This window comes from Ruminiclostridium josui JCM 17888, from assembly GCF_000526495.1.
In the GTDB taxonomy this organism is placed as follows: Bacteria; Bacillota; Clostridia; order Acetivibrionales; family DSM-1351; genus Ruminiclostridium; species Ruminiclostridium josui.
In genome coordinates, this window is sequence record NZ_JAGE01000001.1 from 2,542,476 (window position 1) to 2,556,893 (window position 14,418).

Annotated in this window: 8 protein-coding genes and 1 pseudogene; 7 read left to right on the forward strand and 2 right to left on the reverse strand. The window is 36.3% G+C overall.

The annotated features are described in order from the left end of the window. The first annotated feature begins 113 nt into the window (after positions 1-113). From K412_RS0111665 to K412_RS0111680, 4 genes are all read left to right on the forward strand, one after another. Complete coding sequence (locus K412_RS0111665; RefSeq protein ID WP_024833274.1) at positions 114-4,004, forward strand: hypothetical protein; 3,891 nt, start codon at positions 114-116, stop codon at positions 4,002-4,004. Between the two features lie 23 nt (positions 4,005-4,027). Next, positions 4,028-4,348, forward strand: coding sequence for a DUF6572 domain-containing protein (locus K412_RS0111670; protein WP_024833275.1), 321 nt, complete (start codon positions 4,028-4,030; stop codon positions 4,346-4,348). An 18-nt stretch (positions 4,349-4,366) separates the two neighbouring features. Then, positions 4,367-5,008 (forward strand): hypothetical protein, encoded by a 642-nt coding sequence (locus K412_RS0111675; protein WP_024833276.1) that lies wholly within the window; start codon positions 4,367-4,369, stop codon positions 5,006-5,008. Between the two features lie 447 nt (positions 5,009-5,455). Then, entirely contained in the window at positions 5,456-6,451 is a 996-nt protein-coding gene (locus K412_RS0111680; protein ID WP_157833824.1) for a DNA adenine methylase, read from the forward strand. A gap of 685 nt (positions 6,452-7,136) precedes the next feature. On the opposite strand, the pseudogene K412_RS21855 reads toward K412_RS0111680, so the two are convergent. Both K412_RS21855 and K412_RS0111695 read right to left on the reverse strand, forming a co-directional pair. Next, positions 7,137-7,454 (reverse strand): annotated as a pseudogene (locus K412_RS21855) (transposase); the annotation flags it as partial. 240 nt (positions 7,455-7,694) lie between these two features. Further along, positions 7,695-8,972, reverse strand: coding sequence for a sensor histidine kinase (locus K412_RS0111695; RefSeq protein WP_024833278.1), 1,278 nt, complete (start codon positions 8,970-8,972; stop codon positions 7,695-7,697). A 331-nt stretch (positions 8,973-9,303) separates the two neighbouring features. On the opposite strand from K412_RS0111695, the gene K412_RS0111700 reads away from it, so the two are divergent. The 3 genes from K412_RS0111700 (at position 9,304) to K412_RS0111710 (ending at position 14,378) form a co-directional block, all read left to right on the forward strand. After that, positions 9,304-11,955 (forward strand): translation factor GTPase family protein, encoded by a 2,652-nt coding sequence (locus tag K412_RS0111700; protein WP_024833279.1) that lies wholly within the window; start codon positions 9,304-9,306, stop codon positions 11,953-11,955. A gap of 25 nt (positions 11,956-11,980) precedes the next feature. Beyond that, positions 11,981-12,916 carry a tRNA dihydrouridine synthase gene (locus K412_RS0111705; protein WP_024833280.1) on the forward strand — a complete coding sequence of 312 codons (936 nt, stop codon included), beginning with the start codon at positions 11,981-11,983 and terminating at the stop codon, positions 12,914-12,916. Positions 12,917-13,142: 226 nt separating this feature from the next. Then, a complete protein-coding gene (locus K412_RS0111710) occupies positions 13,143-14,378 on the forward strand; it encodes a pyridoxal phosphate-dependent decarboxylase family protein (RefSeq protein WP_024833281.1) in 1,236 nt (411 codons plus the stop codon). Positions 14,379-14,418 lie beyond the last annotated feature (40 nt).

Genomic DNA, 14,418 nt, shown 5'->3' on the forward strand with positions numbered 1-14,418 from the left:
CAGCTCAGCTGGTGGTTCTGACATATTTATATAAATTATATTTATATTTTGGATGTAAAATCTCCTTAAAAATTTACTTAGTAAATAGAAGTTAATTTTTAAGGAGAGATAATATGAACACCGGAAGTGCCGTTGCAAGAAAATCTCAACAGTCCTCGAATTTACTATATAGCAACAGTCAGAAAAAATCTTCTGTGTCAAAGACCGCTAGTAAAAAGCCAAACGTACGAGTGACAGAATTTTCACAAATAGTTGCACTACTTCTTAATGACCCTGATTCAGTAACACGTGATGAATTTATGTTCTTTCAGTCAAAGTTGGGCTACAGTCAAACAGTTAGGCTCATGACAGAAGGTAGAAAACGTAAGCAAATGGTAAAACAGGGTAAGGAGATAGACCAGAAGAAAAGTTCTCTTACCCTTATAGATAATACTAAGGACACTAAAGAATCAAATAAGGATATCAATAAACCTCAGGAGGAAAAGACATCTTCTACTACTGAGGTTAAGTCTCTTAGCAGTGAAGAAACAAGTAAGCCTAAAGCAGAGAAAAAGCAGGAAACCCCTGATTCACATTATGTAAATACAACTAAGGATAAAAATAAAGAAAATTCCCATACTGGAAAATATTCTCAAGTGAAGCAAACAACACAAAAACAGACAAAGGAAACAGTCAAGCAAAAAACAGATACCAAAAGCTCTGCTCAATTGACAAATGCAAATACTGCAAAGACTGTGGCTGTGAAAACTCAGGAGAATACACAAATAAAACAGAAAGCTCAGACCAAGGCTGCGACTCCAGACAAAAAGCAATCGGAAAAGAAACAGCAGCAGAAGGCACCTGCACCATCCTTTGGAAAGGAAATAGCCGCTATTGCTTCAGCTACAGCACCAGGACAAAAAGCTAAAAAAACTCCTGAGGTAAAAATAAAGGGTGGAGACCCGGGAAGTTTATTGTCACAGTTGGAAAATGTACCGCCTACACAGGCGCTAAATGCATATTCCCAGGTAACAGCCCTGTCGGGAGAAGCATTAAAAAACCAAACTCAGAAAACCCAAAACAACGTACCACAAATAAAGGCACCTACAGGGATAACGGCAATATCCAAAAGCAAAAAAACTAAAAAGCCCTTAAAGACCTTTAACCATGCAGTACCAACAAGTTTTAAAGCTGAAAAGACAGGCAAAGCACAAGACGGAGCTAAAAACTTTGATATAAACATAAACAGTGAGGCAGAGCCAGACGAGATAATGGCACAAGCAAAGCTGCAGACTGCAAACACACCGGGAGTTGAATTTACCGGAGAAGCAGACCCATCACAGATGGAAGGCTACAATGCCGAAATGTCTCAGAACGTACAAGCAGCAAAACAGCAGGAACTTGAACAGATACAAAATGACTTTGGAGAAAACAATATATTCCCCGATGAAGATAACACAATCCTCAAAGCCAAAAAAGCATTAAAAGGAACAACAGCAAAGGCATATAAAGCCCCAAAAACACTTGAAATTCCGGTAGAAATGGAGGCACAGCTGAACAAAACCCTTGGGCCAAAAATGAAAACCAAGCTAACAGAGCAAAAAGAAAAATATCAAACAGGACGAGAAAAATTCGATTCGGATGTAAAAGCTGCAAGAGCAGAATCAGATAGCCGAATAATGGCAATGAAAGCGGAAACAAGCAAAAAGCAGATGGAGGAACAAAAAGGTGCCCAAGCAGAAGTAGAACGTCAAAGAAAACAATGGAGACAAGAAATAGATGGGGCAGTGGCAGAATACGACAAGCAGGCAGAAGCTGAAACAAAAAACAAAACCAAAGAAATAAACAAAATAAAAGAAGAAAAGAATAAAGAAATTAAAGAAAAAATGGCAAAAGCAGAAAGTGATGCCAATCAGGAATGTAAAACAGCAAAGAAAAAAGCAGAAGATAAAAAGAAAGAGCATGAAAAGGAAAAAGAAAAAGAAGACAAGCCATGGTATGCAAAAGCCATAGACTGGGTAAAGGACAAAGCACAGAAATTCATAGAAGGTCTAAAAAAGGCACTGAATTTCATATTTGACGCACTGAGAAAGGCAGTAAAAGTCATATTTGATTTGGCCAAAAAAGCAATAAACGGACTAATAGAGTTAGGCCGAAGAATGATAGTGGGACTTATCAAAGGGCTGGGAGCCTTCCTGAAAGGACTCGTAAAAATAGTATTTGCCAAATTCCCAGGAATATCGAAAAAAATATGTGGCTTTATAGATAAAACAGTAGACAAGGCAGTAAACAAAGTAAACGCATTGGCAGATAGCCTGAAAAAAGGAGTAAATTCGGTGCTGGATTTCCTGTCAGGAACATTGGATAAACTACTGGGAGTTGTACAGAGCATTTACAATGGAATATTGACCTTTACGGGAATGTTAATCTCAGGCCAGTTTGCTGAAATAATGGAGGGAATAAAAGCATTAGGAGAAGCTGCAAAAGCATCACTGCCTCATATAGAAGGAAAGGTCTGGGAACAGCTGCTAGGAGTAGACCTGACACAGCCTATGGAAGACCAGGCAGCAGAAGGAGGACAGCCACAAGGCCAGACAGTAGAAAAATTAACCGAGAACGATATAGTCATAGAACAAGTTGAGAAAGGTGAAATAACTCCTGAACTTCTGGAAGACATAAACCTAAAAGACGGAGAAACAAGGGAACTACAGGGAAGTTCCAACCCCCATACCACAGAAAGCATAATGGAGGAATTTGACACACAAAAAACAGGCAACAGCTTTGGGGACGGACTAAAGACACGAGCCCAAAACGCAGAAAAGATTCTTGACCAGATAAAACAATTTGTAATAAAATGGTTAAAAGATAACTGGTGGAAGCTGCTGCTGGGAGTACTGGGAGCACTGGCTGGAATAATAGCGGCTGAAATAGTAACAGGGGGAGCAATAACCGCAGCACTGCCTGTAATAATAAACGCAATAACCACGGCAATGAATGCGGCCATGGTAGTGTCCATAATAGATACCATAGCAAAAGCGGCAGGCTACATAGAAACATACCTGACACAGGGATGGGCAAGACACATACAACCTGCAGCAATAGCTCTTGCAACAGCCTTGGCAATGGGGTTGGTAGAACTTGCAATGGCACTGGGCTTCAAATTAGCCGGAAAAGGCATAAAAGCGGCCAAGAGTGGTATCAAAAAAGGAATAAAAACAACTGCCAAAGGTGCAAAGAAGCTGGCTACAACAGTAGGAAAAGGCATCAAAAGCCTGCTGAAATCAGGAGCAAAACTGGTATCCAAAACAGGCAGCATGATAATCGAAAACGGAAAGATAATCATAAAGAGCCTGAAAAAAGGATTCTCAAAGGGAATAAAGAAGCTCAACGGCCTGATAGACAAAATATTAAGCAAATTCAGGTTTAAAAAATTCAAAATAGAGCGAAAAGGTCGGCATATACGAATATACGGGGAAGTCAACCCGTGGGTACTGCTCTATGATGGAACAATAGAAAAAATAGACCGTAAAAACACCCATGCAGGAGACATAATAGAGCACGAAGGAAAACGTGGAATAGTATTAACCCGCAACACTAAACCAACCGCCAAGGTCAACGAACTATATGAAAATGCTTTGAAGAATGGTGGGAAAGTTGAGGTTAAGGGAGGCTCTAAGACTGATGTATTGGCTAATAATCGTGCACAAGGAAAAGCTTTTGAGCAACAAGAGTTTTCCAATTTCAATAGCAACAATACGAATGCAGTAGAGCAAATTACAATTAAAACTTCTAGTGGAACAAAAACACGAGTTGATGCAATTGGGTTAGATGCAAATGGAAATGTTGTTATAAATGAGTTTAAATCGTCGGCTACAGCGCCATTAACACCTAACCAAAAAATTGCATTTCCAGAGTTGTTTAGTAGTGGAGGAACCGTTGTTGGCAAAGGAAAGGGAATATTTACTGGAGGCTATCAAATACCTTCTGGAACTGAGGTGAAAATAGTTAGACCTCAAATAAAGTAATCTAATTGATGAAAGGAGTAACAATGTCAGTAGTTGATGAAAACAAGGTAGATGGTATAGGAATAAGCAAAGATGGAGAAAAACTCATACTACTTATTACAGACCATCTTGATTGGACAAATGAATATGAACATTTAATTCATTTGCAAAATAAGATTAACGCTTATATTAATTTTTTGGAAAATGAGCAGTATAAAGAGGTTTATCCTAAAAAACAATTTGGGCTTTATTGTATTGAAATCCACTTTAAATATGAATTAACTTCGAATTGCTCGAAGTTTATCGATAGAGTTAACGAACAGCTTTGTGAAAACAATATTACTATAGAAACAATAATTGTATAAGTTGTGAGGTGTGATAAGATGACAAAAGGGCAAAAGGAAGTTTTAAAAGAAATCGAGAAGGCCTTAAAAAGTGGAATGAAACAAAACATAAGTCGAACAGAATGTAAATTAGTATCAAATTGCATTTATAGAAAGCTAAATGATTATCTTGTAAGTGCGATTTACTTTGCTCGTAATAGTGATAATCAGTATAAATTAACTCTTCGGTACAATATTAAGCTATACTACTATGATAATATATTTTGGGAAGTTTTTGATATGAAAGAGAACTGCTTGCAAAAAGATAGCTTAAGAGCAAATGGTGCATATACTGCTCCTTCCATACAGTGGGATGAAAAAACATATACAATAAAAAATGTAAGTGAAGTGGACCAAGTGTGTGTCAAAGCAATCAATGAATTTAATACTGAGAGTGAAATGTATATAGATAAAATATTATCCGAGTATGGTAGTTTCGATTCATTTATTCTAAAACAAGAAGGAATAATGGATGAGATGCTACTTAAAATGCTGGCTAATATTAATATGAAAAAGTATGCCGATGCTGAAAATATCGCTAATACTGAATTAAAACAAGGTCGAGGTGGAAGATTTCAAAACAATGGAATTGATATTAATGAATATGTTTTAATGTATTGTAGAAGGAAACAGTTTAAGTAATCGCATATCTGAGGTAATAATATATAGCATAGATGAAAGTCATAACACCATATAGCGAATGTGGGATAATTATCAATCCCTACATAACCAATAAGGTGTTATGGCTTTCTTTTTGTTTCATAAATCAAAGCTATAAATGTACACTTAAATATTGAGGAAATCAATGGTGGTTTTGCAATATATTTATACAAAAGCAGTTGATAGACGTAAAAATCTATCAGCTGTTTTTGTGATGCACAAAATTAGCTGTACTCAAATCTTTTATTACTTCAAGTGTGTTTTAAGATACTGAGAACTTTCTATCTTCTTTGAAATTTCGTATATTTCTGCTTATCTTTAAACCTGATGTTTGAAAGGTACCAAGGTAAGCCACAAAATAATAGCAAATGAAAAAAGTGGTTTCAGTTTGGACAATTCTACAGAAGGGACTCCATCCGTAAAGGAGGAGTGATTTTAATTAAGAAGAAGGTAAGTCTAAGACTGGAGACGAGATTATTGAATGCTCTTATGAAGATATATGAGACAGACAACATTTCGGAAACGGTCACTAAGGCAATTGTAGAAATAGTTACAGAAGGAAAATCAAAGAAGAAATTAAAAACATTATTTCCCTATGTGGGAAAAAAGCCACCGAGGATAGCAAGGGAAGTCGTTGAGGCATTCCATCAGTCTGGAAGCAAGGTGTTTGTAGATTTATTTTGTGGAAGTCTTGCAATATTGTGTTACTTGCCAGAAGATACGAGGGTTGTTGTAAATGACATCAATGGAGATTTGACAAATCTATATGTGATTATTAAAACTAAATCGGATGAGTTTATTGCAGAATTAGAAGCACTGCCTTATTCCGAAGTACTATTCCAAAAGTACAAAGAGGTACTTAGGTCTGATGATAAAGCATCGGATTTGGAGCAGGCAGTTGCCTACTATTATGTGCAGTTTGCATCATTTAGGGGTAGGTCAAAGAATGCTAGTTTTAGAATCTCTGCTGATGCAGAAAATAATATGGCATCGACTTTTAGAAAAAATCTACCTTCAATCGTAGCACTGTCAGACAGATTACAAACGGTAGAAATCCTTAATCGAGATTTTAGAAAAGTACTGAACCAGTTTAATGATACAAGTGTATTTGTTTATGCAGATTGTCCGTATTTAGGAACAGAAGATTACTATGAGTGTGAAGTGAATGGTGAGGAATATGTATTTGGGGATAATGAACATAGAGATTTGGCACAGATGTTAAAAGAGCATAAAGGCATATTCGTGTTATCTTCTAAGGTAAAGAAGGATTTACGTAAACTCTATCGTTCCAATGGACATTATGTTTTAAACTTTGAGGCAACTGGAAGAATGCCAGATAAAAGGCATAGAGAACAACTGATTATGAATTTCAAGATGGAACATGTAAATAAGTACGGAGAAGATGATATAAAACCGTACAGATGATTAGGATGGAGTATGATAGGTGAAAATACGAAAATTCAGTACTTCATTATAAAATTATTCTGCACAATATGTTTTAATGTCGGACAAGTGGTAAGTGATAATCCTGCAAAGCCTTATAATATGGGCAGTTTAACGATTATACAAAAATCTATTTTACCACAGGACTTTAGTTTGCAAATATGAAAGAAAGCCAGTAGTTTCAAGGCTTTAAAGATACGGATGTTAATATTGTATTCAATTTCAGTATGAGAAAAATAGCATAAATATAATAATATGATGCTCCTATGAGACGTGATGATTTGCCCAGTTATCATTATATCAACCGTAGTACATAGATTATGAATCGAGTATTTCTAGCTGAATTAACCATCCCTATGAATTGGTGTAAGATATCACGTATTATCAAGAAATACTAGATTTCTGACCTTGTATAGTAAGAAGAGTTATGCTTATAGGATACAGTGATTACTGAAGGTTTGGAATAAAGGAAAAGCGAATTGAATTAAAGATTGGGCAATTAGTTATAGGATATGGAAAGTATGACGGATATAGCCGAAGTGAACAGACAGCTTAAATAGTTCTTACAATTGGGACTGTAAATAATTTTGTGTATGAAGCCTTTCAAACTCAATTATGGGTAAGTATTTCCAAAGTATTAACTCTCAAAAATTTAATACTATATTTCAAATGGGTAGATAGCCTCAAGGGGCCTACCTTGCCATTCTTTTATTTCAGGAAGGATTCTTTCAGTTATTTTACTGACCATTTCAGCAGAAATATCTATTCCATAAAGTTCTTTAATCTGATCGTGAATATCTCTGGTAGACATGCCTCGGGCATAAAGAGAAATCACCTTATCCTCAATTCCTGATACATCCCTTTTGTACTTGGGAACTATTTTAGGCTCAAACTCACCTTTTCTGTTCCTTGGGATATCAATTTGTACAGGGCCGAATTCACTCTTTAGTTTTTTTGATGAGTAACCGTTTCTACTGTTGTCAGTTCAATAATAAGGGAGTACATGAAGAACCCCCAGATTAATGACATGAAAAAAATATTGGAAACTCCTTTAGAAGAAATTTATAAGTCGTATGTGAACAACAAGAGTTTACCTATAGCACCAAATTAGTGGGAAAAGACTATAATTTTCCTACTTTTATACTCTACCTAGTTTATATAAGCTCCTGCGTTTTTGAATTGTATTACTTGGCGAAGACAATGTGACAGCATATAAATTTGTTCCTTATTTCTTGGATGGAATTTTGACTTTCAGAGTAAATAAACCATCCTCGGCGCTGAAAGTTGCCTGCCCCCCATGGGAATCGGCGATGGCTGAGATGCTGCGTGTTCCGTAGCCATGTCCCTCAAGAGATGGTTGAGGAAGACCGTCTTTTATTACAATTACGCCCTCATAGTGGTTTTCTATCAAAATCAGCAAATTGTTCTTATGTATTGTGGCTTTGACAGACACTACCTTGAACTCCGAACTGAGGGAGGTAGCAGCGGAGATAGCGTTTTCAAGACCATTTGAAAGCAAGGAGCAAAGTTCTGTGTCACTCAAAGGCAATGAAATTGGCAACTTTGCGTCCACCGTCATGGTAATTCCGGCTTGTTTTGCCTTGGTAAAAAAGGTTGACAAAATCAAATTGACAGTTTCATTTTCGCAAAAGCGAATGGGTGTGATTGCATCTATATCGGACTGTGCAGTTTTTAGATATGTTTTAAACTTGTCTATATTGCCTTCGGAGACCATGCCCTGTAAAATGGCAAAATGATGGCGCATGTCGTGTCGGTAGGTGGCAGCAACATTCTGCATCTGCCGCAAAGACACAAGCTCCGAATGTGCACTGTGGAGCTGGGCAGCTAGCATATCACGTTCCCTGTTAGCACATATTTGCTTTTGCATTTCGACGTAGTAAAGGATAATAAACACGAAATAAACTATAGAAAACACAGAGGGTATGAACTGAACCGCTCCATTTACGCCTCGGTAAAGCAAATCGGTATAAATCGTGGTTATGTAATCGAATAAATAGTATAACATGGGAACAGTGCCCAGCAGGATGCAGGATTTGGCAGATTTATCCACCAATTCCCGAAGAGTATCTGCCACATATATTTTAAAGAGATAATATGCCAAAAACACAGCTGCTATATAGCAGATATGCTCGCTGAGCCTGCTACCGAGGATTGTTCCACCAATGATACCAATCCATCGTGGTACCTGACAGTAAAGATAGGCAAAGAACACGCTGACAATGGAAATCAACCAAGGGCGTTTAAAATATATGATGAGAAAAAGAATCATCGGCAGATGGGCAATTAATGGATATAATTTTGCCGTAAAGTCTATGCCAAAAAGCCACCAGTAGGAGGCCTGAACAATAAGGAGGATTAAGCAAAAGAAACCAATAGATTTGTTCTTCCGTGTATACTCTATACCTGCAAAACAAACAGAGAGCGCCACTCCGAAGAGTAAAGAAAACCCAAATCGTATGAGTTCAATGAGAGTTGTTATCATTTAATACCGCCTTTCCTGTTAATGCTTCATCTCTCCCTCAGTTAAATTTATAAACATATTACTATACTTTTTAAGTTTCATCAACTTGCCCAATTACCATTTAGACCGAAAATTGCTACTGTTCAGGTTCGAAACAGTTTTTATCAATATTTCTGATGTTATGTCGACAAATACTGCCCTCTATGGGGCCAATGTCAACGTACTTATCAGTTGAAAAATTGTCAAAACCCAAACATACTGGTATCATATAATAAAAGCTTAGACAAACAGGCTAAAAAGAAGCAGTAATTTATATATACAGACAGAAAGACTAAAGGATTTGAATTCAAACATGAAAAAACTAATCATTGGAATATTGGCACATGTTGATGCAGGCAAGACGACACTATCAGAGAGTATCCTTTATCTTAGCGGTAAAATCGGCAAGTTGGGAAGAGTAGACAATAAGGATGCTTATTTGGATACCTATGAGTTGGAAAGAGCAAGAGGAATTACTATTTTTTCCAAACAAGCTGTGTTTGAAACAGAAGGGGTAAATATTACATTATTGGATACACCGGGGCATGTAGACTTTTCAGCTGAAATGGAGAGAACACTACAGGTGCTGGATTATGCTATTTTGGTTATAAGCGGTGCGGATGGAGTACAGGGACATACAAAAACATTGTGGCGGTTATTGGATATGTACAATATACCTGCCTTTATATTTGTTAATAAAATGGATCAGAATGGTACGGATAGAAGCAAATTAATAAAAGACATGAAAAAGCAGTTAGGTGATGGCTGTGTTGAATTTGGGGAAACGGAGACAACAGAATTTTACGAACAACTGTCCATGTGTGATGAATCAATTCTTGAAACTTATCTGGAAAAAGGTGATATAGAGATTTGGCAGATTAGTAAGGCTGTAAGAGAGAGCAAATTATTTCCCTGCTTTTTTGGTTCAGCTTTGAAATTGGAAGGTGTTGAGCAATTAATACAAGCAATAGCAAAGTATGCCACCATACCATCCTATCCTGAGGAATTTGGGGCTAAAATTTTTAAAATAACAAGAGATGAACAAGGAAATCGACTTACCCATTTAAAAATTACGGGAGGAAAGCTAAAGGTAAAAGACCTTTTGACAAACGGAAAATGGGAAGAGAAAGTAAATCAAATTCGTATTTATTCCGGAAAAAAATATGAGGCTGTAAGTGAAGTAGAGGCAGGTTCGGTCTGTGCAGTAACAGGACTCAATCAAACCAGACCGGGAGAGGGCTTGGGAATAGAGTCAGCCACAGGTTCACCGCTGTTGGAACCCGTTTTATTTTACCGGATTATACTTCCGGAAGGCTGCGACCCAAGAATGATGCTTCCAAAGTTACGGCAGATTGAAGAAGAGGAACCAGAGCTTAATATTGTATGGGATGAGCAGTTACAGGAGATACATGCACAGATTATGGGAGAGGTGCAGATAGAGATACTTCAGAGCATAATAAAAAGCCGTTTTGGGGTAGAAGTATCCTTCGATGCAGGAAGGATTGTGTATAAGGAAACAATTAAAAACACTGTTGAGGGAGTAGGTCATTTTGAACCGCTAAGACATTATGCGGAAGTTCATCTACTATTGGAGCCGGGAGAGCCGGGAAGCGGTCTGGAGTTCGGATTGGAATGCAGCGAAGATATTCTGGGCAAAAGCTGGCAAAGACTTATTTTAACACATTTGGCAGAAAAAGTGCATAAAGGCGTACTTACAGGCTCAGCCCTTACCGATGTTAAAATTACTCTTGTATCAGGAAGAGCACACAATAAGCATACTGAAGGCGGTGATTTTAGAGCTGCAACCTACCGTGCGGTAAGGCAGGGATTAATGGAAGCAGAATCCATACTTCTTGAGCCCTATTATGCATTTCAACTGGAACTACCTGAAAAGATGGTAGGAAGGGCTATGACTGATATTGAGAAAATGCACGGCACAAGCCAAATATCACAGACAAATGGAGAAACTGTGGTTTTAGTGGGAAGCGCCCCTGTTGTTACAATGAGGAATTATCAGAAAGAGGTAAATGCATATACCAAAGGTGAAGGCAGACTATTTTGCAGTGTGAAAGGTTATGAACCTTGCCACAATGCACAGGAGGTTATAGAAAGTATCGGGTATGACGCCGAAAGGGATATGGAAAATCCCAGCGGGTCTGTATTTTGTGCAAATGGAGCAGGATTTTCTGTGCCTTGGAATGAAGTAAAAAACTACATGCATTTAGAAAGCTACCTTAAAAATAGAGATAATTCAATAAAAGAAAAGGAAAAAAGACATGGAGTATCTCAAGAAATATCTATAAGTTTAGAGGAGATTGACCAAATTATTAATAGAACATATTATGTTAATCAGGGCAAAAAGACTGCATGGAAACGGCGCAAAACAGCCGTGGAAAGTTCTTATGAAAAGGCTACCTATATAAATACGCATAAGGAAATAAAAGAAGAATATCTTCTTGTGGATGGTTACAACATTTTATTTGCGTGGCCCGAATTAAAAGAACTTTTGGAAAAGAATGCAGATGCTGCGAGAATGAAACTTCTTGAGCTGCTCAGCAACTATCAGGGGATTCGCCAATGCCAAATAATAGTTGTTTTTGATGCTTACCGTGTGCAAGGTCATCTTGAGGAAATAGTAAGTTATCATAACATTCATGTAGTTTATACTAAAGAGGCACAAACTGCGGATCAATATATTGAAAAGTTTGCCCACGACAATCAGAAAAAATATAATATAACTGTTGCAACCTCTGATGGTTTGCAGCAGATAATTGTAAGGGGGGCAGGGTGTGCCTTGTTATCTGCCAGAGAGCTAAAAATTGATGTGGAAGAGGCCAACAGAAGAATAAAAGAGAAGTATCAGGAAATACAGGCAAGAGACCGTAGCTATCTGATGGACGCATTGCCGGAGGAAGCGAGACAGCAAATGGATATATTAATTAAAGATAATAAGGACGACAAATAACTGAATCAAAGGAGCAGTTTGATATATGAAATTTTATTTTGCACCAATGGAGGGTTTAACAGGCTATATTTATAGAAATGCACATAAAGCCTTTTTCGATGGTATAGACAAATACTTTTCTCCTTTCATTACTGCAAATCAAATAGATGGTTTTAAAACCAGAGACTTAAAAGATATTTTACCTGAAAACAATCAAGAGCTGGTTTTGATTCCCCAAGTGCTTACTAATAATGCGAAAGATTTTATTTATACTTCAAAAAAAATAGAGAGTATGGGTTATACTGAGATAAATCTTAATTTGGGATGTCCCTCCGGAACTGTAGTATCTAAAAACAGAGGCTCCGGATTTCTTGCGAAAAAAGAAGAGCTTGATGCCTTTTTAGAAGAAATTTTTTCACAATCAATAACCAAAATATCAGTTAAAACCAGGATAGGTAAAGAGCGGCCTGAGGAATTTTATGATTTAATAAAAATATTCAATAAATACCCTATTGAAGAGCTTATTATACATCCGAGAATACAAAAGGATTTTTATAAAAATAAGCCCAATATGACTATTTTTAAGGATGCCATGGCACTGAGCAAAAATACTGTCTGCTACAATGGAGATATTTTTACAGTAACTGATTACACAAAATTTTGCGAGGACTTCCCAGGTGTGAATACTGTAATGTTAGGAAGAGGATTATTAATGAATCCTGCATTGGTGCAAAATGTTAAGGACAGTATTAAACTGGAAAAGGGTTTATTGAAGGAGTTTCACGACAGGATATATAATGATTATAAAAACATACTTTCAGGGGAACGAAATGTTCTGTTCAAAATGAAAGAGCTGTGGTTTTATATGATAAATGTCTTTACCGACAATGATAAATATGCAAAGAAAATTAAGAAGTCACAAAGATTATCTGATTATGATGAAGCAGTTTTCAGACTGTTTGAAGAGCAAGAGATTGTTTAAAAGTAAATAAATTGATATAAACCGTTTGCTTATTCTAAAGCAGACGGTTTTTTATATGTGACGGTTGTATAAGTAAGGAGTTAAATGTAAAATATTGACTATTGTGTTTATATATGGTAACATTTTGTAAATGTAATTATTTTCAAATATATTAAAATTATTACAATTATTACAATAAAATTCTGATAAAGAGTTTTTATATTAGAGCTAGTGAAAGGGGGATAAAATGGTAGAAGAAAAATGGAGTTTTCCCACAAATGGGCTAAGTATGGAGAAAATTAAAGAATATATGGTTCCGGGCAAAAATTATGATTGTCTAGACAATGGCAGAGTGTTTCTTGGCTATCCGCAAACCACTCCTCACCCTATTGCTATTGAGACATACAAGAATTATATCCAATATAATGAAAATCATGTGGGAACCTTCAGCAACAATGATTCTGATTTGAATATAACCCGAAGAATGGAGAAACAGTTCATAGAAATGTTAGGTGATTTGTATGGAGATATTGAAGTAGATGGATATGTTACTTCAGGAGGTACAGAGGGGAATATTATGGGTGTTTGGATAGGCAGATATTATCTTGGAGGAGAAACAGATGATATTTGCCTGATAAAAACATACCTTACACATCAATCCATTGATAAGGCTTGTAGCTTAATTAATATAAAAAATATAGTTGAAATCCCGTATAATCACAATTTTGAGATGGATACAAATTTACTTATAAAAGAGATTGATTTTCAGATAAAGTCTGGTAGAAAGAGATTTATAATTATTGCTACAGTAGGCTATACAATGACTGGGACAAGTGATTCGATTTTTGAAATTGATAGAATTATACAGGACTATTCAAAAAAAGAGGATGTCAGTTTTTATCTTCATGTTGATGCAGCTATTGGCGGACTTGTATATCCTTTTTGCAAAAAGGAGTCTTTTGCATTTCAATATGCTAATGTAAAGTCTTTAACTGTTGATCCCCACAAAATGGGATATATACCTTTTTCAGCTGGCGTTTTTCTCTGTAGACGTAATTTGCAGGATTGTGTTGCAATACCTATAAAGTATGCAAAAACTGTTATGGATAAAACTTTGGTGAGTTCAAGAAGTGCAGCTGCAGCTGCAGCTTGCTGGACAACATTTAATTATTTAGGTATATCAGGCTTTAAAACAAGATTGAATAAACTTATTTCACTGAAGGAGTATTTAGTTGAAAATCTTTTGGCTGAAAAATTGGCTGTATTGATTTCTGATCCAAGTACAAACATGGTATGTCTGCATTTTAATTCTATTCCTGAGGGATTACTACCAGAATGGATTGAAAAAAAATACACCTTGGATGGATTTAAATTGAAATGTAAAGAAGATATGCTTGTATGCTATAAGGTATATATTATGCCACATGTAACAAAAGAAGCTATTCTTCAGTTTATTAATGATATTCGTCTGTTAGTTAACTAAATATATGTTGGTTTATATTTAGATTTTCAATATATTTTAT